Below are 21130 nucleotides of genomic sequence, written 5' to 3'. Positions count from 1 at the left end.
AAAGGCCATAATTCCGTACGCAGCGCACCATACCACTTTCCCTATGTTTCTGACTTCCCTGCTGGCCCTGGCGCTGCACTCCCCCACCGCCACCCCCGACACGCTGAAGCGGCCGGAGCAGCCGTATTCGTGGCGGAAGCCGGCCCCGGCGCGCCTGCTGCGCCCGCTCAGCGCCGACCGCCCCGGCGTCACGGAAAGTCCCATCACCGTTGACCCCGGCCATTGGCAGTTTGAAACGGATGCGCTGCGGCTCATCAACAGCAAGACCGGCTCGTTGCCCCGCACCCGGGCGCTGCGCCTGAACGCCTTTGCCCTGCGCACTGGCCTCACCGACCGCACCGAGGTGCAGGTGTTCGTGGATCCGTTTGTGGTGGAAAAGCAGTGGGCCGATGCCGGCGAGCCCGCCGCTACCAGCCGCGGCTTCGGCGACGTGGCGCTGCGCATCAAGCACAACTTTCTGGGCAACGACTCGTGTAGTGCCGGGCGCTGGGCGGCAGCCGTTATTGGCTACACGCGCATTCCGGCCGGCGGCCGCCAGGGCAGCGGTGGCTTCGAGTACGGCGTGTTGCTGCCCGTGACGTTTACGTTCACGCAGGATGCACACCTGAGCGCCCAGTGGGAAACCTCGCTCAGCTACGACCGTGACGCCGAGGAGCATTTCCTGGACCTCGCCCCGTCCCTCACCTTCGACTACGGCTTCACGCCCTGGCTGGCGGCCTTCGTGGAGGGCACCAGCCGCCACGACGTGCGCACCAACCGCTGGGAGTCGGCCCTGAATCTGGGCCCGGTTTTCCACGTCAGCCGCAACATACAGCTGGATTTCGGCCGCCACATGGCCCTCACCTCTGGCGCCGACCGGGAGTATTTCGCCGGTCTAGTTATCCGGCGGTAAGCAGTAGCGCGAACTTTGTAGTTCGCGTCCACACGCCATTCAGACGATTCTAACGGCGCGGGGACGCGAACTACAAAGTTCGCGCTACTGACAACTGACAACTAAACCAGTCCTTTCAACCGCTCGAACTGGTTGCCGAGGATGGCTTTGTCGTCGGCTTCCAGCCAGTCGTGCAGGACGGTGGCGTAGAGGCTGCGGAAGTCCAGCTGGTGGCGCAGGTCGCCGTCGAGTAGGTTCTGCAGGTCGGGGGCATTGTTGAGGATGCCGCGTTGTTTGAGGCCGCCGCCCAGCAGCAGCACGTTGTTGGCGGTGCCGTGGTCGGTGCCGTTGCTGGCGTTCTGGCTCACACGCCGCCCAAACTCCGAAAACACCAGCACCAGCGTGTCGTCGAAGTTGCCGGCTTTCTGCAAGTCCTCGGCAAACGAGCCCAGCACGTCCGACAAATCCCCGAGCAGCTTGCCCTGCTGCTCCTGCTGCCGCACGTGGGTGTCGAAGCCCGTGAGTGACACGTAGAACACGCGCGAGCCCACGCCAGAGTTGATCAGCTCGGCGGTGGTTTTGAGGTTGCGGCCAAACTCGCTGTTCGGGTAAGCCACCGCCGACTTATACACCTTGCTGGTCTGGTGCAGATAGTCGGCCGACGATGAGGTTTCGGCCAGCGTCTTGTAGAGGTAGTCCAACTCCGATAATGTCCCGGCGGGCTGTTGGCGGCTCACCTGCTTGATAAACTGGTTCTGGGTCAGCTGATGAAACCTGTCCGGATTCTTCAGCGCCAGGCCCTTGCGCAGGTCGCCCTTCATGGCCAAACTCAGCGTGTCGTCCACTTCCAGGCCGTTGTAGGCGGTGGGGCAGCTGGGGCAGTTCGAGTCGAGGTAGCGGCCGAGCCAGCCGGTGCTCAGGTACTGGTCGGAGGCCGAGCCGCTCTGCCAGATGTCCATGGAGCGGAAGTGCGACCGGTCGGGGTTGGGGTAGCCCACGGAGTTAAGCACGGCCAGTTGGCCCTGGTCGTAGAGGCCCTTGAGGCGCGTCATGGCCGGGTTGAAGCCCAGGTCCTTGTCAAGAGCCAGAATGCCGCTCGTCTCCCGGATGCCGAGCGTGGGGCGGGCTTTGTAGTACAGGTCGTTGCGGTACGGAATGACGGTGTTGAGGCCGTCGTTGCCGCCGCCGAGCTGCACCACCACCAGCCGGCGGCCGCGGGCGTCGCGCAGGTCTTTGAGGCCCTGGCGGTCGAGCGCGTGCAGGAACGAAGGCACAAACAGCAGGCTGCTGGCCAGCACGGAGGTTTTAAGGAAGTCGCGGCGGGTGGTAGGCATATTCTATTGCGTTTGGTCATGCTGAGCTTGCCGAAGCATCTCTACCGCTTCGTCGAATTACTACTGCAACGAAGCGGTAGAGATGCTTCGACAAGCTCAGCATGACGTTCATTACTCATGCTTTTCAGCACACAAGGCTACATCAATTGATATTCCGGCAAGCTCAGCAGGCTGGTCACCATGGTGCGGAGGCGGCCTTCGGCGGGGGCTTTGTCGGCGGCCTGCTGGATGAGGGCCCGGTTTTCGGGGCGGATGGGGGCCTGCAGCACGAAGCGGCTGAGTTCGGCGGACTGCTGCGGGGCCGGCGTTTTGGCGAGTAGGGCCTGCACCGGCGCCAGCTTCACGGTGGTTTTCACCTGCTGCTGAAACGTCCGCTCGGCTTTGGTTAGGTTGGGCGCAATGTCGTTTTCGTCCTGCTTGAGCGCCACATTGAACTCAGCATTCTTCAGCAGCACCGACGGCAACTGCAGCCGGTACAGCAGCGACGACGAGTCAATCCAGTTGCGGCCACCGGGCCAGCCGGCCACGTTCGGCGGCTGAAACAGCGTCTGGCCCAGCGCCTTCTGAAACACAATCAGCGGCTTGTCGTCCACCAGTTGCAGGCCCATCGTGCGCTTGATGCCCGCCAGCAGCTCCACCGGCGACTTAATGCGCGTGCCCACGTTGGCGGGCTCATAAAACCACTCTGCCGTAAACATCTGCTCCAGCAGCGCGCTGATATCGTAGCCGCTCTTGAAGAACGCCTGCGCCAGCGGCTGAATGTGGGCCGGATTAGGCGTGTCATTCACGAAGAAGCGGTAGAGCTTGGTAGCAATGAACTCGGCCGTGCGTGGCTGCTCCAGGATGATGGCCAGCACCTGCTCGCCGGTGAAGTTGCCGGTGCGCCCCAGGAAGGTTTTGGAGCCGTCGTCGTGCTGGTTCTCCCGGAACACGAACTCACCCTGGGCATTGTAACCCCAGCCCGTAAAAGCACGAGCGGCCTCCTTCACGTCGGTTTCGGAGTAGTTGCCGCGGCCCATCGTGAATAGCTCCATCACCTCGCGGGCGAAGTTTTCGTTGGGGCGCTGCTTGCGGTTTTGCTGGTTGTTGAGAAACTGCAGCATGGCCGGCTCCTTGCTCACGGCCAGCAGCAAGTCGGAGAATTTGCCCAGCGCCAGCTGCCGGATGGTGTTGTTGAGGTGCAGGGCCGCATCGGGCCGGCGCACCCGGCAGGCAAAGTGCCCGTGCCAGAAGAAGGTCAGCTTCTCGCGCAGCTGGGCCGGCGAGTTAGCCATGCGAGCCAGCCAGCCGGTGTTCATGGCATAGAAGGCCTGCTGGATGCTTTGGTTCTGCATTTTGCGCTGCTGGGCGCTCATGTCCTGGCGGCGCAGCAACGGCGGCTGCGGGCGGCCCTTCTGCGGCCCCGCCAGCGCCGAACGGGCCGGCAACGCCGCCACGGGTGCCTCCATGCCGGCGCTCATGGCCGTCTGGTCGGGCGTGGTCACCATGTCCGACTGCGGCTTGCCAGCGGCCGGTACCACGGGCTGGAACTGGGCCAGCGGCTCGGTATAGCGCATCTGCGGGCTGTCGAGCAGCTCCACTTTCTCGGAATCGCGCAGCATCTGGCGCAGGGCTTTGCGGGGCGTGAGGCCGGCCGCCACATCCTCGGGCCGCGGCCCGAAGCCGGCCCGCCAGTACAGATGCTGGAGCTGTTGTTGCGTCGTCGTCATGGTGGTTGGACGCAGATTGTGGCTCCGGGTTTAAATCACAGATGGTGCAGATTAAGCCGCGGATAGCGCAGATGATGTTCTGGTGGGGATGTGATGACAGACGAGTTTGCCATCCATCCATCCATCCATCCATCCATCCATCCATCCATCCACCAGAACATCATCTGCGGCATCTGCGGCTGCATCTGCACCATCTGTGATCTAGAAGCGCGCGCCCAGCACCACCGTTTTGCGGTATTCCTGCTTGCTGCCGTTGTTAGGCTTGAACAGCTCAATCTGCAGCACATAGTAGCCGACGGGTGCTTTCTGGCCTTTATCGGTGAGGCCGTCCCACTGGAAAAAGCCGGTGGTAGCCAGCGTTTCGTTGCGGGCGAGGCGGCGCGTGAGGCGGCCCTGCGCGTCGTAAATGCTCACGCTGCCCGCGTAGCCGGGGCCATCGAGCTGGTAGTTGAGGGTGGTGAAATCCTGCTGGCCGTCCTCATCGGGGGTGAATACTTCGGGCACCACGCTCCACTGCTGGCTGCCGCCGGCCGCGTCCTGCTGCTGGGAGTTGGGACGGCCGGGCGTGGCGTAGCCAACGCTGGCCGCCGCCGAGTGGAAGTTGGCCGCCGTGCTGGGCCCCGCAGCCCGAATCCGCTCCAGCGACACGCCGTTCAGGTCGGTGAGCAGCGGCAGGTGCTGGGTTTCGTTGTAGGCGTAGCGGTCCAGGCGGCGGCCTTGGCCGTCGAATACGGCCACGATGCCGGCATCGTCTGGGAAGGTGGGGAAGCCGGGTATGGCCAGGAAGACGGCGGGGTCGGAGCTGGTGGGGTACTCGCGCTGCACGATGTCGGGGCGGGTGGTGAGCAGCAGCAGCTGGCCGGGCGCCAGCACGTAGGGCCCGGCGCTGATGGGCTCAGAGTCGGCGGTGCTGTCGGGGCGGATGTTGGCCAGCTGCCAGCCCTGCACATCCAGGTACTTGCCGGAGCGGTTGAGCAGCTCCACAAAATCCACGGCGCTGGTGCGCGGGTTGAACAGGATTTCGTTGACCACCACGTCGCCGGGGGCCACGGCCGAGGGCAGCCCGAACGTAGCCGAAGTGGCCGGGCCGGCGGCGTTGCCCACGCAGTCGAGGGCGCGCTGCACGGTCACGGTCAGGGGCTGGCTGGCTTGTAGGGCCGCGCCCAGCGTGAGGTCCACCACCCGGAAATCGGGCGAGACGGGCGCGGCCCGCGTGACGGCCACCGCGGGCGTGAGCGTGTACAGAGCCACATTGGCCGCCGTCAGACTGTCGAGCTTCTCCCCGAAAAACAGCCGCACGGTGGTAGCATTGAGGGCCAGGGCGCGCAGCAGCGCGGGCGCGGTACGGTCGGGGTTGGCGGCGCGTACCGAGTTGGCGCGGCCGGGCGTGCCGCCGCTGGCGTCGGTGCTGGCCGTCCAGTTTTCAATGCCGCCGCAGGGGTTGGCGGTATCCACCATTTCCAGGCTCCAGCCGCCGTCTTTCTTGCGGCTGTCTTTGTACCATGTGTCGGAATAGCTGATTTCAAACAGCGTGCGGCCGGTGCGGGTGCGTAGCAGCAGCTGGTCGCCGGCGTTGCTGAGGCTGGGGAAATTGCTTAGCCCGAACACCTTGCCGAAGGCCGCAAACTGCGGGGCCCGGGTGCTGCCGCACACCACGGCGTACTCGCCAGGCAGCAGCGTGGCCCCGGCAGGAAACACTGCCGGGTTACCAGTCTGCCCCGGCTTGAGCAGCTGCGCGCCCGCCAGGTCCAGCACGGCCGTGGCCGAGGGGTTATGGATTTCCAGGTACTCCGAGGCCGGCAGCCCTACCACCGGCGTTTCGTCGGCAAATATTTCGGTGATGATTATCTGGCTGAAACCCGGGGCCACGGCCGTGCCGCTGTAGCTGAAGGTGGCCGTGAGCGGGCCGGCGGCGGTGTTGCCGTAGAGGTCAGGCACGTTACGGGCTTCCACGGCACTGCTGCCCAGCGGCAGCGGCCCGGCCAGCGTCAGGTGCACGATGGCGGGGTCGGTAGCGTCGCGCTGGGCGGCCGTGACGGCGGGTGCGCCTGTGGCCGTGAGGCGGTAGCTGGCGGCGCTCTGGGTGGCCGCCACCGGCTCGTTGAACGTCACATCGAGCTGCTGCGGACCGGTGGCGCCCGCGCTGATGGCGCGGGGCGCCGCCGTATCCGTCACCCGGAAATCGTCAAAGAGAAACGCCCGGTTGTTGGCCGACGAATACGTGAGCGTCAGCCCAAACCAGGCCCCGCGCTGGTAGGCGGCATCGGTAGCCGTGCCTTCGCTCACGAACGTCGTGCCGCCCGTCAGGTCGCGCTCCAGCGTCCAGACGTCGGTGGCGGAGCGCGTGACGCGCACCCGCACGAGGTTGTTGGTGGCAGAGCTGAGCGTGGCATCGGCACCGTTGATGACGTAGGCGGGGCTTCCGGTGGCGTCTTTGCGGAACAGCGCCACCTCGTCGGGGGTGCCGCCGAGGCGCACGAAGTAGCCGCGGTTGCCGCTGGCTTTCAGGTCGGCTTGCTCGGCTATCAGCCACACGTCGGCGAAGTTGCCACTGCTGGTGGCTAGCCGCAGGTTGGCCCAGAACTCCCAGGTGGTGCCGCCCGCGGCAGCCTGGCAGGGCGTGGCCAGCTGCAGCTGGGTGCCCGTAACGGCAGGGCCGTTGCTTTGCAGCTGCTGGGTGGTGGCCTGGAAGGCGGCCGCGTCGCCGGTCCAGGCGGGGTTCTGGGTGAAGTCGCCGTCGGCAAAGGAATCGGTGAGCTGGGCCGCGGCCGTGAACGGACTCAGCAGCAGCAGGAGTAGCAGTTTTTTCACGGGCAATAACGTCGGGAAAGCAGGCGGGGCCTGATAGGGAGAACGATGGCATGAAAGATAACCGCTTTACCTTTATGCCCTAATCCTTGATGCACATGAAAGTAGCCGTAGTAGGTGCCACCGGCCTGGTGGGCACCGAGATGCTGAAAGTACTGGCCGAGCGCAACTTCCCGGTCACCGAACTGCTGCCCGTGGCCTCCGCCCGCTCGGTGGGCCAGGAAATAGAGTTCCAAGGCAAGAAATACAAGGTAGTGAGCATGGACGACGCCATTGCGGCCCGCCCCGCCGTAGCCATCTTCTCGGCCGGCGGCTCCATCAGCAAGCAGGAGGCGCCCCGCTTCGCCGAAGTCGGCACCGTGGTCATCGACAACTCCTCAGCCTGGCGCATGGACCCCACTAAAAAGCTGGTGGTGCCCGAAATCAACGCCCGGGAGCTGACCGCCGCCGATAAAATCATTGCCAACCCCAACTGCTCCACCATTCAGATGGTGGTGGCCCTCAACGAGCTGCACCAGCGCTACAAGGTGCAGCGCATTGTGGTGAGCACCTACCAGAGCGTGACGGGCACCGGCAAGCAGGCCGTAGACCAGCTGCTGGAAGAGCGTGCCGGCCAGACGCCCACTAACCCCGCCTACCCCCACCGCATCGACCTGAACGTGCTGCCCCACATCGACGTGTTCGAGGACAACGGCTACACCAAGGAGGAAATGAAGATGGTGAACGAGACCAAGAAAATCTTCGGCGACGACTCCATCCGCGTGACGGCCACCACCGTGCGCATCCCCGTGATGGGCGGCCACTCGGAAGCCGTGAACGTAGAATTCGCCGAGGAATTCGACTTGGCCGAAGTGCGCGACATCCTGCGCCGCACCGCCGGCGTGGAGCTGGTGGACGACGTAAAAAACAACGTGTACCCGATGCCCAAAGACGCCCACGGCCGCGACGCCGTGCTCGTCGGCCGCCTCCGCCGCGACGAAACCCAGCCCCGCACCCTCAACCTGTGGGTGGTGGCCGACAACCTGCGCAAAGGCGCCGCCACCAACGCCGTGCAGATTGCCGAAGCCATGCTAGAAATGGGCTTGCTGACGACCTAGAACGGCCTTTTCAAGTAGTGAGTATTCAGGCTGTCATTGCCATAAAACCAGTTAATGACAGCCTGAATACTCGCTACCTATCACTCAGCGCTTACCCGCTATATCATCTATCCGAGCTTATCCAACTTTCATGCATTCCGCAGTCCGTACCCTTGCATTTATAGCCCTGTGCGGCCCGGCTTCGGCCGTGGCGCAAACCGCCTCCCCTACCCGCCCCGGCACCGAGCAGGTTGTCAATAAAATCTACACCTACGTGGAGCAGATGCCCGAATTTCCGGGCGGCCAGCCCGCACTGTTCCGGACGCTGGGCCAGACGATAGTGTACCCGGCGGAGGCGCTGCAGCAAGGGTTGGAGGGCAAGGTGTTTGTGTCGTTTGTGGTGGCCGTGTCGGGGCAGGTACAGGACGTGAAGGTGAGCAAGAGTGTGCACCCGCTGCTCGATGCCGAGGCGTTGCGAGCCGTGCAGGCGCTGCCGGCTTTCGTGCCCGGTAAGCAGAACGGCCGCCCAGTGGCAGTAGCCTACACGCTGCCCATTGCGTTCAGAGTGCCCGCGGAAGCTGCGCCGGCAGCAACGGCCCCGGTGGCGCCGCTGCTCACGGGCCCGCGTCCGGCCGCTAAGGAAGGCCGTAGCCCGCACCTGCAGGGCGGACAGGAAGCCTTGGCCGAGTACCTGAAAACCGTAGCATACCCCGCAGACGCTCAGCAGGCCCAGGCCTCCGGACTCATCGTGGTAGATGTAACCGTAGGTGCCGACGGCAAGGTAAGCAAGGTGGGCACCGATAACGGCATCGGCCTGCAGAACGGGCAGGCTACACGCCTGATGCCCACGCTGCGCTTCGCCGCCATCAGCCTGCTCAACGACGCTCCCGCCTGGGTGCCGGGGCAGCTGAAGGGCAAAAACGTATCCAGCAACATCCAGATTCCGCTGCAGTTTGACGCCGCCAGTGGCACCGTGTCCATCGTTCCCGGGCTGCGGCTGTTTCCCGACGAAGGCCCTGCGGTACCGGGCGGGCCCGAAGCCCTACTTAGAACCATGTCGCAGAGGCTGCAGTACCCCATGGAAGCACTGCGCAACCAGCGGCAGGGCAAAGTGGTGCTGTTTCTGCAAGTCAGTGAAGCAGGCCGCCTGGAGCAGCCCTTGGTGGTCGGGCCAGTATCGCCGGAGCTTGATGCAGAAGCCTTACGCGTAGCAACTCTGCTGCCACCCGTGTTTCCAGCGCTGGAGCAAGGCAAGCCGGTACGCAGCTACTATTTGCTACCGGTGGTGTTCGAGATTCGGGAGTGAAAAAAACACCTCAGCCATTCTTATCATCACACAAAAAAGCTCTTCCGGATACCCGGAAGAGCTTTTTTGCTATTCAGCCTTAAGCCTAAACTGACTTACTTGGCCAGCTTGGCTTTCAGATTCTCGTCCAGCGCAGCCAGGAACTCCTCTGTGTAGAGGTAGTCTTTGCCGTGCTCCACTTTGTTGCCGTGAATGCAGACGGCGAGGTCTTTGGTCATCTTGCCGCTTTCCACGGTTTCGATGCACACCTGCTCCAGCGCGTGGCAGAAGTCAATCAGCTCCTGGTTGTTATCCAGCTTGCCGCGGAACTCCAAGCCGCGCGTCCAGGCGAAAATCGACGCAATCGGGTTGGTCGAAGTCGGTTTGCCTTTCTGATGGTCGCGGTAGTGGCGCGTTACAGTGCCGTGGGCGGCTTCGGCTTCCATCGTGCCTCCGTCGGGCGTAACCAGTACGGAGGTCATCAGGCCGAGCGAGCCGAAGCCCTGGGCCACGGTGTCAGACTGCACGTCGCCGTCGTAGTTTTTGCAGGCCCACACGAAGTTGCCATTCCATTTCAGGGCAGAGGCCACCATGTCGTCGATCAGACGGTGCTCGTAGGTGATGCCGGCGGCCTGGAACTTGGCCAGGTAGTCCTGCTCATAAATCTCCTGGAAGATGTCCTTGAAGCGGCCATCGTACTTTTTCAGGATGGTATTCTTTGTGCTCAGGTACAGCGGCCAGCCCTTGCTCAGGGCTTGGTTGAAGCAGGCGTGGGCGAAGCCGCGGATGCTCTCGTCGGTGTTGTACATGGCCAGGGCTACGCCGTCGCCTTTGAAGTTGTAGACCTCAAACGACTGTGCCTCGCCGCCGTCCTCGGGCTGGAAGGTCACGGTCAGCTTGCCTTTGCCTTTGGTCACGAAGTCGGTGGCGCGGTACTGGTCGCCGAAGGCGTGGCGGCCGATGCAGATCGGGGCCGTCCAGTTGGGCACGAGGCGCGGCACGTTGTTCATCACAATCGGCTCGCGGAACACGGTGCCGTCGAGGATGTTGCGGATGGTGCCGTTCGGCGACTTCCACATCTGCTTCAGGTTGAACTCCTTCACGCGCTCCTCGTCGGGGGTGATGGTGGCGCACTTGATGCCCACGCCGTACTGCTTGATGGCATTAGCGGCGTCGATGGTTACCTGGTCGTTGGTTTCGTCGCGGTACTCAATCCCGAGGTCGTAGTACTTGATATCGAGCTCCAGATAAGGCGTAATCAGCTTGTCCTTGATGAACTTCCAGATGATGCGCGTCATTTCATCGCCATCCAGCTCTACTACCGGGTTTGCTACTTTGATTTTGGTCATGGGTCAGAGGGGAATATGTGGTAAATCGGTTCGGTGCGGGAGTGACAGTACGTACGGTTTCGGCGCGCCAAGGGCCGAAATGACCTCAGCAACGGCCGCATCGGTCAGTAACCGCCGACACGACTACAGGTTATGCGCCGCCGCAAAGATATGGGCTACCACGATGTGCGCACCCGGCCCTGGCCGGACCGGCAAATTAGCCCGGTTTTCGGCTAGCTGAACACGCCGCCCGCAAAGTCCAGCACGGCGCGGCGCGTGAGGTCGGGCTCCTCAAAGAAGCCGAGGTGTCCCACGTCGCTCAGCAGCAGGGCGTGGCTCTGGGCCGGCAGCGCCAGCTGGGGTAGCATGCTGTCGGTGGGCACCGCCACGTCTTCTTTGCCCACAATAAAGAGCACCGGAAACCGGGCATCGCGCAGCACCTGCGTGCGGTCGGGGCGGTTTTTCATGGCTTCCAGCGCGCCCAGCACCGTGGCTTCGGGCGTGGCCCGGCCGATGTCTTCCAGAAACTCGCGCTGCTCCAACAGCCGCTCGCGGTTGGCAGGCGCAAACAACGGCCGGATAAACGACTCCATGAACTTCTCGACGCCGTGGCGGCGCACAAAGTCCATGTTCTTGTCGCGGTTCGCTTTTTTCTCGTCGGTATCGGGCAGGGCGGTGCTGTGGAAGAGCACGAGGCCAGCCACCATTTCGGGGTAGCGCTCGGCAAAGGCCAGGGCCACGTAGCCGCCCATGCTGTGGCAGACCAGCAGGGCACGGTCGACGCTTTTCTGGCGTAACTGCTCGGCCACGTAGCGGGCCTGCGCCTCCATGCTGTAGTCGCGGATATCGTGCACGTTGGTGCCGTGGCCGGGCAGATTGAGGGTCAGCAGGCGGTGGTCGTCGGGGAATTCGCGAGTGAATTCGGTCCATACCTCGCGCGACTCGCCAAAGCCGTGCAGGAACAGAATAGTAGGGTGAGAAGTCATAGAAGAATGCCGCCGCTTGCCAGCGGCCAAGTGGTTGTGGTGCGCACAAGTACGCACATTTACGCAGGTTGGCTGTTGCGTGCTGGCTGCCGAACTATAAAAACGCCCGTTTCCGGAATCGGAAACGGGCGCTTTCAATAACAATAACAAAAGGATAGCCTCTGCGCGCCGAGCAGCCCGACTGAACGGGCCGTAGGTGTGCCGACTCAGCGGCCGAGGATAAGAAAGGCGATGCTAGGCCTGCTTGGCAAACTGCAGGCTGGCCAGCAGCTTCACCTCGTCGCTCACCACAATGGAGCCAGCCTCGGTGATGCCGCTCCAGGTCAGGCCGAAATCTTTGCGGTTGAGCTTGCCGCTCACTTCAAAGCCGGCTTTCTGGTTGCCATAGAAGTCGCCGGCCTGGCCGCCATACTCCACGTCCAGCGTGATAGGCTGCGTAACGCCGTGCAGCGTCAGGTTGCCGGTGAGCTTGTATTCGCCTTCGCTCTCCTTCACAAACGAGGTCGACACAAACGACAGCTCCGGATACGTGGCGGCGTCGAAGAACTCGGCGCTCTTCAGGTGCTCGTCGCGCTGGGCTTGGTTGGTGTCGATGCTGTCAATCTGGGCCGTGAACTTCACCTGCGCGTTGTCGAACGAGTCGCCTTCAGTGATTGCCTCCCCCGAAAACTGCTTGAACGAGCCCGTTACGGTGGAAATCACCAGGTGCTTCACTTTGAACTGAACTTCGGAGTGCGTTGGGTCAAGAGCCCACTGGGTAGCTGCCATGCGAATAAGTGAAAAAGAGGGAAAATTATGAAAGACGCCTGCGCCGCGGCCACGACACCGTGGCCGCCAGCAACAAATCAAAGGTATAAACAATGTACATACATACGTGTATCTACACGACTATTTTTTTTCTCAGGCTCACTGTCGTTTTCTCCTAGCTTCCGGGCTGACTACAGAGCCGGGGCGGGCGCAATGGTTCAGCTACCTCCACTCCTATACCTGGCGGCGCCCCGGGCAGTGAAGCTAGGCTGACGAGGGCCGGAAATCGTAAGTTATAGTAACTTACTCCCGTTCCTGACGAGCTCTGGCACGTCACCAATATGCTCTGCTGCTTCTGTGAATTCCATCCCGCCCAGCTTCCTTTCCGAAACCGGCCGTTCTTCCTTTGCGCTGCTGGAAAGCCTCTTCGACGCCCTTATTCTGCTGTCGCCTGACGGGCAGGTACGCTGGGCCAGCGCAGGTTTCGGGCGCCTCACGGGCGTGGCCGAGGTGCCCGCCGTGGCGGCTCTGCTGCGGGAAGGCCTGGCCGGCGCTGGTGTCTCCCCGGCGGCGTTTCAACAGCAGCTGGCCGGCGCGCAGCCGCTCCACTACACGCTGGAGCTGCGGCAGGCCACCGGCGGCTACGTACCGGTGCGGCTGAAACTAGCACCGCATGAGGCGGGGCTGCTGGGGCTGCTGGAAGTTTTGCCCCCGGCTTCGGCCCCTACCGGCGAGCAGCAGGAGCAGGAAGCCCGCCTGAGCTATCTGGCTGGGCAGGCACCGGGCGTGCTGTTTCAGTGGCGCGAGGGCCAGGGCCCGACGGCGGGCCTGCGCTACGTCAGCTCGCAGCTGGAGCCGCTGTTTGGGCTTGGCCCGCAGCATGCCCACACGCTGCCCCACCTGCTGCACCCCACTGATGCGTACCGCTGGCGCCGGGCCGCCAGCCGCACCCGCAGCCTGGGTGAGCCCTTCGCCTTCGAGGGCCGACTGCTGGTACCGGGGCAGCCGGTGCGCTGGCTGCGGGCCAGTGCCCAGCTGTCCGGCACCGACGCCACCGGCGCGCTCTACAGCGGCCTGCTCACGGATATCACTCCGCTCAAGCAGGCCGAAGAAGCCGTGTACAACCAGGAGCAGCGCTGGCGCCAGGCCATGGAACGGTTTGGCGATGGAGCTTGGGAATTCGACTACGCTACCGGCGAGGAATACTTCTCGCAGGCCTACCACGCCATGCTGGGATACACGCCCGACAGCCCCGAGCCGCTGCCGGCCAGCTGGGAGCAGCACGTACACCCCGCCGACCGCGCCCTGAGCCTGGAGGCGGCAGATGCCTACCTGCGGGGCGAAAAACCCCTCTACTCCGTGGAGCGGCGCCTACGCTGCCGCGACGGTAGCTACAAGTGGGTGCTCACCCGCGGCCTCATCACGCAGCGCGACGCCCAGGGCCAGCCCCGCACCATGACTGGGGTGCACACCGATATTTCGGCGGTGAAGGAAACCACGCTGGCGCTGGAAGCCAGTATGCTGCGCTTCTCCACCACCATTGCCAACTTCCAGGAAGGCATTCTGCTGGAAGACGAGCACCAGCAGGTGGTGCTGGCCAATGACGCCCTGTGCCAGATATTCGCCCTCAACACTACGCCCGACCAGCTGGTAGGCTACAACACGCGCCTGCTGGGGCAGCGCATGCAACACCAGTTCCGGCACCCCGAGGCCTTTGCACAGCGCTACGCCACCATCGTGCGGGAGCGGCAGCTGCTCACGGCCGAGCTGTTTGAGTTGGCCAACGGGCACGTTATTCAGGGCGACTTTGTGCCGATTTATGTGGCGGAGCGCTATATCGGGCACCTGTGGAAGTTTCAGGACATTACGGAGCGCAAGCGCAACGACGACGCCCTGCGCCAGCGCGAGGAAAAGTACCGGGGCATCATCGAGAACATGAACATGGGCCTGGTGGAGATGGACCTCGACCGGCGCGTGCTGTTCGTCAACCAAGCGTTCAGCGACATCACCGGCTACGACCGCGCCTCCTTCAACGAGCACCACACCATCGACCGGCTGATGACGCCCGAAGATGTGGCCCAGGCGCGGCAGCGCGACCAGCGGCGCCGGCGGGGCGAGTCGGAGACGTATGAAATTTCCATCACCGACAGCGCCGGCGAGCTGAAGTGGCTGCTGGTAAGCGCGGCCCCGCTCTACGACGAAGACCGCCAAGTGTACGGCAGCATTGCCATCGTGCTCGACATCACACACCAGAAAGCGCTGGAACTCAATCTGCGGGCCGCCAAGGAGCAGGCCGAGGATTCGGCCCGGGCCAAGGAGCTTTTTCTGGCCAACATGAGCCACGAAATCCGCACGCCCATGAACGCCATTCTGGGCATGGGCCAGCTGCTGGCCAAGACGCCGCTCGACACGGTGCAGCACACCTATCTGCAGGCCATCGAAACCTCCGGCGAGAATCTACTGGTCATTCTCAACGACATTCTGGACTTGTCGAAAATCGGGGCCAGTCAGCTGCATATTGAGCGGATCGGCTTCAGCCTGGCCGAGCTGCTGCTGCAGGTGGAGAAAAGTCTGCACTTCAAGGCCGAGGAAAAAGGCCTTGTGTTTCGGGTGGTGCTGGATGAGCGGCTGCCCGCCGTATTGCTCGGCGACCCCTACCGCATCACGCAGGTGCTGCTCAACCTAGCCGGCAACTCCATCAAGTTCACCGAAAAAGGCTCCGTCACGATTACGTGCACGCAGGCCTGCGCCGACGATACTCACGTAGAGCTGCAATGGTCCGTGGCCGACACCGGCATTGGCATCGATGCCGAGTATCTGGTTGATATCTTCAAGGACTTCAGCCAGGAAGATCCGTCAGTGACGCGCCGCTTCGGCGGCACCGGCCTGGGTTTGAGCATCAGCCGGCAGCTTGTGCAATTGATGGGCGGCGAAATCAGCATCGATAGCCAGAAGCACCGCGGCACCAACAGCCAGTTCCGGCTGCGGCTGCCCATTGGCACAACCCAGGACCTGCCGCGCAAAACGCTCATCACGGCCGGTGTCCGGGAGAAGCTGCGCGGCCAGCGGGTGCTGTTGGTCGAAGACAACCACTTCAACCGCCAGATTGCGAAAGGCTTTCTGCACAATGCCGGCCTGCAGGTGCAGGAGGCCGAAAACGGCGCCGAAGCTGTGGAGCTGGCGCGCCACTACTCCTTCGACGCCGTGCTGATGGACGTGCAGATGCCCGTGATGAATGGCCTGGAAGCCACGGCCTACCTGCGCCAGCACCTGCGCCTGCGCACCCCAATCATTGCCCTCACGGCAAATGCCGTGAAAGGCGAGCGGGAAAAGTGCCTGCACGCCGGCATGAACGACTACCTGGCCAAACCTTTCCAGGAAGACGACCTGCTGAAAGTACTTTGCCTCTGGACGCTGGGCGAGCAGCTGCCCGAGGCGGTTGAGCTGCCCTCTGCGGCGGCGGCCACTATGGCGGGCCCGGGCACGCTCTACAACCTCGACATCGTGCGCCAGATCGGGCAGAACGACGTGTCGTTCACCATCCTGATGCTGGAATCGTTCATCGAAAGCTGCCGCGAAGCCGTTGAGGAGCTACGGACGGCCATTGCCGAGCAGGACATCCTACAGATCCGCATGGCGGCACACAAGCTCAAGCCCAGCCTCGACCACCTGCAGGTGTACCGCCTGCTGCCGCTGGTTGTCGAGCTCGATACCTGGCGCACCCCGTTCGATGCGGAACACCTGCCGCAGCTGGTCGAGCAGGTGGTAGCCCAGCTGCAGGAGCTGATCTGGCAGATGCAGCTGGAGCTGCAAACGCTGCAGCCGGAACTGGAGTAGGCACTCTAACCCATTAAGTGAAAAAGCCCCGCCGGACGAATCCGGCGGGGCTTTTCTATGCTCATTCGGTTGAGGATTACACCAACACCGGCGCAGCGGCTACCACCTTCCCGCTCATCTCGCGCAGGGCGGCGGCAATACCGGCGGCGTCGAAGCCGCACTCTTTGTAGAGCTCGTCCTGGGTGCCGTGCTCTACAATGCGGTCCGGAATGCCGAGGCGTTTCACGGGCAGGGAATAGCCGTGGTCGGCCATGAACTCCAGCACGGCCGTGCCGAAGCCGCCGGGCAGGCAGCCATCCTCCACCGTCACGAGGGCCTTATACTGGCGGCAGATGTGGTGCATCATTTCTTCGTCCAGCGGCTTACAGAAGCGCATGTCGTAGTGGCCGGGGTTGAGGCCTTCGGCGGCGAGCTGCTGGGTGGCTTTCACGGCGTAGTTGCCGATGTGGCCGATGCTGAGCACCGCCACGCCTTCGCCCTCGCGCACCACGCGGCCAGTGCCCACGGTAATTTTCTTCAGCGGCTTGCGCCACTCCGGCATCACGCCTTCGCCGCGGGGGTAGCGGATGCTGAACGGGCCGGCGTTTTCGGGCAGGGTGGCCGTGTACATCAGGTTGCGCAGCTCCTCCTCGTTCATGGGGGCCGATACCACCATGTTCGGGATGCAGCGCATGTAGGCCAAGTCGTAGCAGCCGTGGTGGGTAGGGCCGTCGGCACCGGCAAAACCGGCGCGGTCAAGGCAGAATACCACGTGCAGCTTCTGCAGGGCCACGTCGTGCAGCACCTGGTCGTAGGCGCGCTGCATGAACGAGGAGTAGATGTTGCAGAACGGCACTAGCCCTTGCGTGGCAAGGCCGGCCGAGAAGGTCACGGCGTGCTGCTCGGCAATGCCCACGTCGAAGGCGCGGTCGGGCATGGCCTTCATCATGATGTTCAGCGAGCAGCCCGAAGGCATGGCCGGCGTCACGCCCATGATTTTGTCGTTCTGCTCGGCCAGCTCCACGATGGTGTGCCCGAACACATCCTGGTACTTGGGCGGCTGGGGCTTCTCGTAGGTCTTGGTGTGGATTTCGCCCGTCACCTTGTCGAACAGGCCGGGGGCGTGCCACAGGGTCTGGTCTTTCTCGGCCAGCGCATAGCCCTTGCCCTTCACCGTCACGCAGTGCAGGATTTTGGGGCCCGGAATGCTCTTGAGGTCCTGCAGGATGGTGGCCAGGTGCTGCACATCGTGCCCGTCCACGGGGCCGAAGTAGCGGAAGTTTAGGGCCTCGAACAGGTTGCTCTGCTTGAGCAGCGTGGCCTTCATGGCCGACTCCACCTTGCGGGCAATCTGCTGGGGGTTGGGGCCGAACTTGCTGAGCTTGCCCAGCACGTTCCACAGCTCGTCGCGCACCTTGTTGTAAGTGCGGGAGGTGGTGATGTCGGTGAGGTATTCCTTGAGCGCGCCCACGTTGGGGTCGATGCTCATGCAGTTGTCGTTGAGGATGACCAGCAGGTTGGAGTTGGCCACGCCGGCGTGGTTCAGGGCCTCGAAGGCCATACCGGCCGTCATGGCGCCATCACCAATCACGGCAATATGCTGGCGGTCGAACTCCTTCTTATAGTCGGAAGCCACGGCCATGCCCAGCGCCGCCCCGATGCTGGTGCTGCTGTGGCCCACCCCGAAGGCGTCGTACTCACTTTCGCTGCGCTTGGGAAAGCCCGACATGCCGTGGTAGCGGCGATTCGTCGGGAACCGGTCGCGGCGGCCGGTGAGGATTTTGTGGCCGTAAGCCTGGTGTCCCACGTCCCACACCAACTGGTCGTAGGGCGTGTTGAACACGTAGTGCAACGCCACCGACAGCTCCACCACCCCGAGTGAGGCCCCGAAATGGCCGCCGTAAATCGAGACGGTGTCCACAATAAATTGCCGCAGCTCCTGGCTCACCTGCACCAACTGGTCGGGGCTGAGCTTTTTCAGGTCGTCGGGCGAGTTGATTTCCGCCAGCAGGGCACCAGGTTCGACAATCATGCTTCGGGGGTAGGAAAAGGGATATTAGTAGCGTGGCAACAGGTAACGGAAGCAGAAGGTTATGGTTTCTGCCTTCCGCAGGGAGTGCCGCAGACAAAGTTACGGGTTTTCCGTTCCGGCGGTTGATGTGGGGAGCAGCGGGCGGTAGTAGCGCGAACTTTGTAGTTCGCGCCTCCGCGCCGTTGCAACTGTCCGAACGGCGCGGGGACGCGAACTACAAAGTTCGCGCTACTGCCGCCGGTCATTTATTCTACCACCGCTCCCCTACCCAAATCCGTACCTTTACCCGACCCACCCGTTTTCCGTTTCCGATGCCCCAGCTAACCGAAACCCAGTCCGAAGACCAGCAGCTGCTCGACAAGCTCCGCCCCTCGCGGATTGTGCTGCCGGTGCTCATCGGCCTGAGCGTGGTGGGCTTCATGTTCTGGCGCAGCTACAAGCCCGGCGACTTGGCCCCCCTGGCAAACGCCAAGCCGCTCTGGCTGCTGCTGATGCTGGTGGTGCTGGTGGCCCGCGACGCCGGCTACGTGTACCGCATCCGCTACCTCACCCAGCGGGTGCTGAGCTGGCGCGCCGCCCTCGATGTGATTATGCTCTGGGAATTCTCGTCATGCGTGCTGCCCTCGGCGGTGGGCGGCACGGCCGTGGCGCCGGTGCTGCTGCACAAGGAGGGCATTCCGCTGGGCAAATCGGTGGCCTACATCATGGCCACGGCCATGCTCGACAACCTGTATTATGTGCTGGCCGTGCCGCTGGTGGTGCTCATCGGGGGCGACGCGCTGTATCCGCACGAGGCCCTGCAGGGCGGGCTAGTGGCCACGCTGCGCATCGGGTTTATATTGAGCTACGTGTTCGTGACGGTGTACGCGCTGCTGATGCTGTATGCCATCTTCATCAATCCGCAGTCGGTGAAGCGGCTGCTGGTGCGGCTGTTTTCGATGCGCGGCCTGCGCCGCTGGCGCAACAAGGCCTATAAGATGGGCAACGAAATGGTGCTGGCCTCGGGGGAGCTGCGCAACAACGGCCGCGCCTACTGGCTGCGCGCGGCCCTCAGCACGGCCTTCGTCTGGACGGCCCGCTACCTGGTTATCGGCTGCCTGATTGCGGCGTTTATCGACGTGAGCTGGCCGGAGTTCTGGCTGATTTTCGGCCGCAACCTCACTTACAAAGTCATCCTGCTGATTGCCATTACGCCCGGCGGCGCGGGCATTGCCGAGGGCGCGTTTCCCACGTTCTTCGGCAAGTTCATCGGCACGGCCACCATGACCAACTTCATGGTGCTGCTCTACCGCATCGTCACGTACTACCTCTACTTGGTGCTGGGCGCGGTGTTCCTGCCCCGCTGGGTGACGCGCATCTACGGCAAGAGGAAGGCGGAGCAGGTGCTATAGCCTTGTAGCCAGCCATTCCATTACTTGGCCGAGCTGCGGGCCTGCTGCATCCAGCGAAGTACCCGCCGGTCGGCCGGACGGTTGACCAAGGCTTTTTGCCGCAACACGGCTTCTTTATCCAGCAACGGCAGCCCTTGCTGCCAGTGGCAGCGCGCCCAGAATTCGGGCCAGCCCAGGAGCGCGTTTTCGTAGGTGCAGTCGAGGATGGCCCCGGCTTTTCGGGCGCGCAGATAATATTTTCCAGCCAGTTGCCCGGCCGACAGCGGCAGCGCCACCGGCTCGTCCCACATTCTCACCTCCCAGCCAGCCGCCTGCAGGCAGCACACCAGCCGGGTCAGGTTACCGACTTCGAACGGCAGTTGAATGTCGCAGTCGGCCACCAGACGGCGCGGAAGCGCGGGCACCTGGCAGCGCAGCGCAAACGTGCCTAGCACCCCAAATACTATCCCCGCCGCCACCAGCTCGTGGAGCGTGCGCAGATAACGTTGTTCGTGGGTGGCCGTCATCGAGAAGAAATAAAATCAGCTTGGGTTGCAGAGAGTCGGCAGAGGCGGGCGGCTGGATTTGCCGCGCTTCCCTGGCCCGCTTACGCTTTGTCTGACAAGGTCTCCACAATCTGCGGGGCCGCCATACAGCTCAATACCCGGCTTTGCGGGTCCCAGTCGCCGGAAAGCGTGCCGTCGGAGTGCAGGATAAGCTTCTGCACGACATCCGTGGCGGTAGCGGCCTGCAGGGCGGGATAACTGGAGGTTTCGAAGATGACATCAAGGCCCTGATAGCGGTAGTGCTCGTTATAATAATAGTATCCGAAGGTGCTGCCCGCATACTGCCAGCCGGCCCGCGGGTTTTCCAGCGAGGGTACCACGGCCGCCAGCAGGGGCTCGATGGGCACCCGCTGGGCTTCAATCCACTCCGTAAACACGTTAGGCAGATAGCTACCTTCCAGCCGGCTCAGCTCCCGGAACACCACCTGTCGCACCCCCAACCCAGCCGCCCACGCCAAATATTGCTCTACATCAGGCAACGTGGCCACGCCAGCGCGGGTGAGGATGCACGAGTTTTTGATAGCCAAATGCGCGTGCAGCCACCGCACGGTGGCCTCGTACACGGCGTTGTGCCGGATGGGCTGGTTGCGGTTGAAGCGCATGATGCCTTGGTTCACTGCTTCGTCGGGGTGGCAGCGGGAGAGTTCCAATCGGGTCAGCCCGAAATCCTGCAAAGCCAACCCCAGATCAGGGCTGGTGGCCAGGCCGCTACCGTTGGTGTAGAGCACCTTCTCGTCAAACACTACGCCCTCCTGCTCCAGCCCGCGCAGGCAAACCAGCAGGTCGCGCAGCCAGCGCGGCTCGGCCGTCGCCTCCAGACCCGACAAACTCAACCCCAGCGGAAAGCCCCGAAAAGGCCGCAGCACATCGGCCAACCGCTTGAAATACGCCGGGTAGTCATCAATCAGACGCTTGGCCGTGAGGCGGTGGTCGGCGTCGCGCTGCAACTCTTCCGAGCAGAAAGCGCAGTGCGCATTGCAGCGCACTGCGTTGGCAAACGGCGTAAATGTGAGGCCCGGCCGCAGCTGCCACGCCTGCCCAAACGCCTGCACCGGCACCGGTACGGCGGGCTGGTACAGCCGCCAGGCCGCCTGCCGGAAGTGGGCCAGCTCGGCCGACGTAGCGGCCACCTGAAACGCGTTGCGGAGGGAAAAAGCCATAAAAAGAGCCCTGAGGTTGGGCAACTGCACTGCTGCCATCAG

At 63.3% G+C, this 21130-nt stretch carries 14 protein-coding genes; 5 read left to right on the top strand and 9 right to left on the bottom strand.

Features of this window, described 5'->3' with window-relative positions; translation table 11 throughout:
- Positions 1-43 precede the first annotated feature (43 nt).
- Positions 44-892, top strand: coding sequence for a transporter (locus tag O9Z63_RS19980; protein ID WP_270127186.1), 849 nt, complete (start codon positions 44-46; stop codon positions 890-892).
- Between the two features lie 101 nt (positions 893-993).
- Here O9Z63_RS19980 and O9Z63_RS19975 read toward each other — a convergent pair whose 3' ends face one another.
- The 3 genes from O9Z63_RS19975 to O9Z63_RS19965 form a co-directional block, all read right to left on the bottom strand.
- Positions 994-2205, bottom strand: coding sequence for a DUF1501 domain-containing protein (locus O9Z63_RS19975; RefSeq protein ID WP_270127185.1), 1212 nt, complete (start codon positions 2203-2205; stop codon positions 994-996).
- Between the two features lie 137 nt (positions 2206-2342).
- Positions 2343-3914 carry a DUF1800 domain-containing protein gene (locus O9Z63_RS19970; RefSeq protein WP_270127184.1) on the bottom strand — a complete coding sequence of 524 codons (1572 nt, stop codon included), beginning with the start codon at positions 3912-3914 and terminating at the stop codon, positions 2343-2345.
- Between the two features lie 201 nt (positions 3915-4115).
- Positions 4116-6725, bottom strand: coding sequence for a lamin tail domain-containing protein (locus tag O9Z63_RS19965; protein WP_270127183.1), 2610 nt, complete (start codon positions 6723-6725; stop codon positions 4116-4118).
- A gap of 95 nt (positions 6726-6820) precedes the next feature.
- Between O9Z63_RS19965 and O9Z63_RS19960 the strand changes: the two genes are divergently transcribed.
- On the top strand, positions 6821-7819 hold the full coding sequence (locus tag O9Z63_RS19960; RefSeq protein WP_270127182.1) for an aspartate-semialdehyde dehydrogenase: 999 nt from the start codon (positions 6821-6823) through the stop codon (positions 7817-7819).
- A gap of 130 nt (positions 7820-7949) precedes the next feature.
- Entirely contained in the window at positions 7950-9104 is a 1155-nt protein-coding gene (locus O9Z63_RS19955) for a TonB family protein (protein ID WP_270127181.1), read from the top strand.
- A 95-nt stretch (positions 9105-9199) separates the two neighbouring features.
- Here O9Z63_RS19955 and O9Z63_RS19950 read toward each other — a convergent pair whose 3' ends face one another.
- The 3 genes from O9Z63_RS19950 to O9Z63_RS19940 all read right to left on the bottom strand — a co-directional run bounded on the left by O9Z63_RS19950 (position 9200) and on the right by O9Z63_RS19940 (position 12165).
- The gene (locus tag O9Z63_RS19950) at positions 9200-10432 is read right to left on the bottom strand and encodes an isocitrate dehydrogenase (NADP(+)) (RefSeq protein WP_270127180.1); all 1233 of its coding nucleotides are present in this window, start codon (positions 10430-10432) and stop codon (positions 9200-9202) included.
- Between the two features lie 212 nt (positions 10433-10644).
- Positions 10645-11397 (bottom strand): alpha/beta fold hydrolase, encoded by a 753-nt coding sequence (locus O9Z63_RS19945; protein ID WP_270127179.1) that lies wholly within the window; start codon positions 11395-11397, stop codon positions 10645-10647.
- A 234-nt stretch (positions 11398-11631) separates the two neighbouring features.
- Positions 11632-12165, bottom strand: coding sequence for a YceI family protein (locus O9Z63_RS19940; RefSeq protein WP_270127178.1), 534 nt, complete (start codon positions 12163-12165; stop codon positions 11632-11634).
- Between the two features lie 336 nt (positions 12166-12501).
- Between O9Z63_RS19940 and O9Z63_RS19935 the strand changes: the two genes are divergently transcribed.
- Entirely contained in the window at positions 12502-15981 is a 3480-nt protein-coding gene (locus O9Z63_RS19935) for a PAS domain S-box protein (RefSeq protein ID WP_270127177.1), read from the top strand.
- 76 nt (positions 15982-16057) lie between these two features.
- Here O9Z63_RS19935 and dxs read toward each other — a convergent pair whose 3' ends face one another.
- On the bottom strand, positions 16058-17992 hold the full coding sequence (gene dxs, locus O9Z63_RS19930) for a 1-deoxy-D-xylulose-5-phosphate synthase (protein WP_270127176.1): 1935 nt from the start codon (positions 17990-17992) through the stop codon (positions 16058-16060).
- A 311-nt stretch (positions 17993-18303) separates the two neighbouring features.
- On the opposite strand from dxs, the gene O9Z63_RS19925 reads away from it, so the two are divergent.
- A complete protein-coding gene (locus tag O9Z63_RS19925; protein WP_270127175.1) occupies positions 18304-19383 on the top strand; it encodes a lysylphosphatidylglycerol synthase transmembrane domain-containing protein in 1080 nt (359 codons plus the stop codon).
- Positions 19384-19403: 20 nt separating this feature from the next.
- On the opposite strand, the gene O9Z63_RS19920 is transcribed toward O9Z63_RS19925, so the two are convergent.
- Positions 19404-19889: a hypothetical protein gene (locus O9Z63_RS19920; RefSeq protein WP_270127174.1), complete on the bottom strand. Its 486-nt coding sequence runs from the start codon at positions 19887-19889 to the stop codon at positions 19404-19406.
- Between the two features lie 80 nt (positions 19890-19969).
- On the bottom strand, positions 19970-21088 hold the full coding sequence (locus O9Z63_RS19915; RefSeq protein ID WP_270127173.1) for a radical SAM protein: 1119 nt from the start codon (positions 21086-21088) through the stop codon (positions 19970-19972).
- Between the last annotated feature and the right edge of the window lie 42 nt (positions 21089-21130).

Source organism: Hymenobacter yonginensis, assembly GCF_027625995.1.
Classification (GTDB): Bacteria; Bacteroidota; Bacteroidia; order Cytophagales; family Hymenobacteraceae; genus Hymenobacter; species Hymenobacter yonginensis.
Note: the sequence above shows the minus strand (reverse complement) of the source record. Positions and strands in the feature narration are given on the sequence as shown.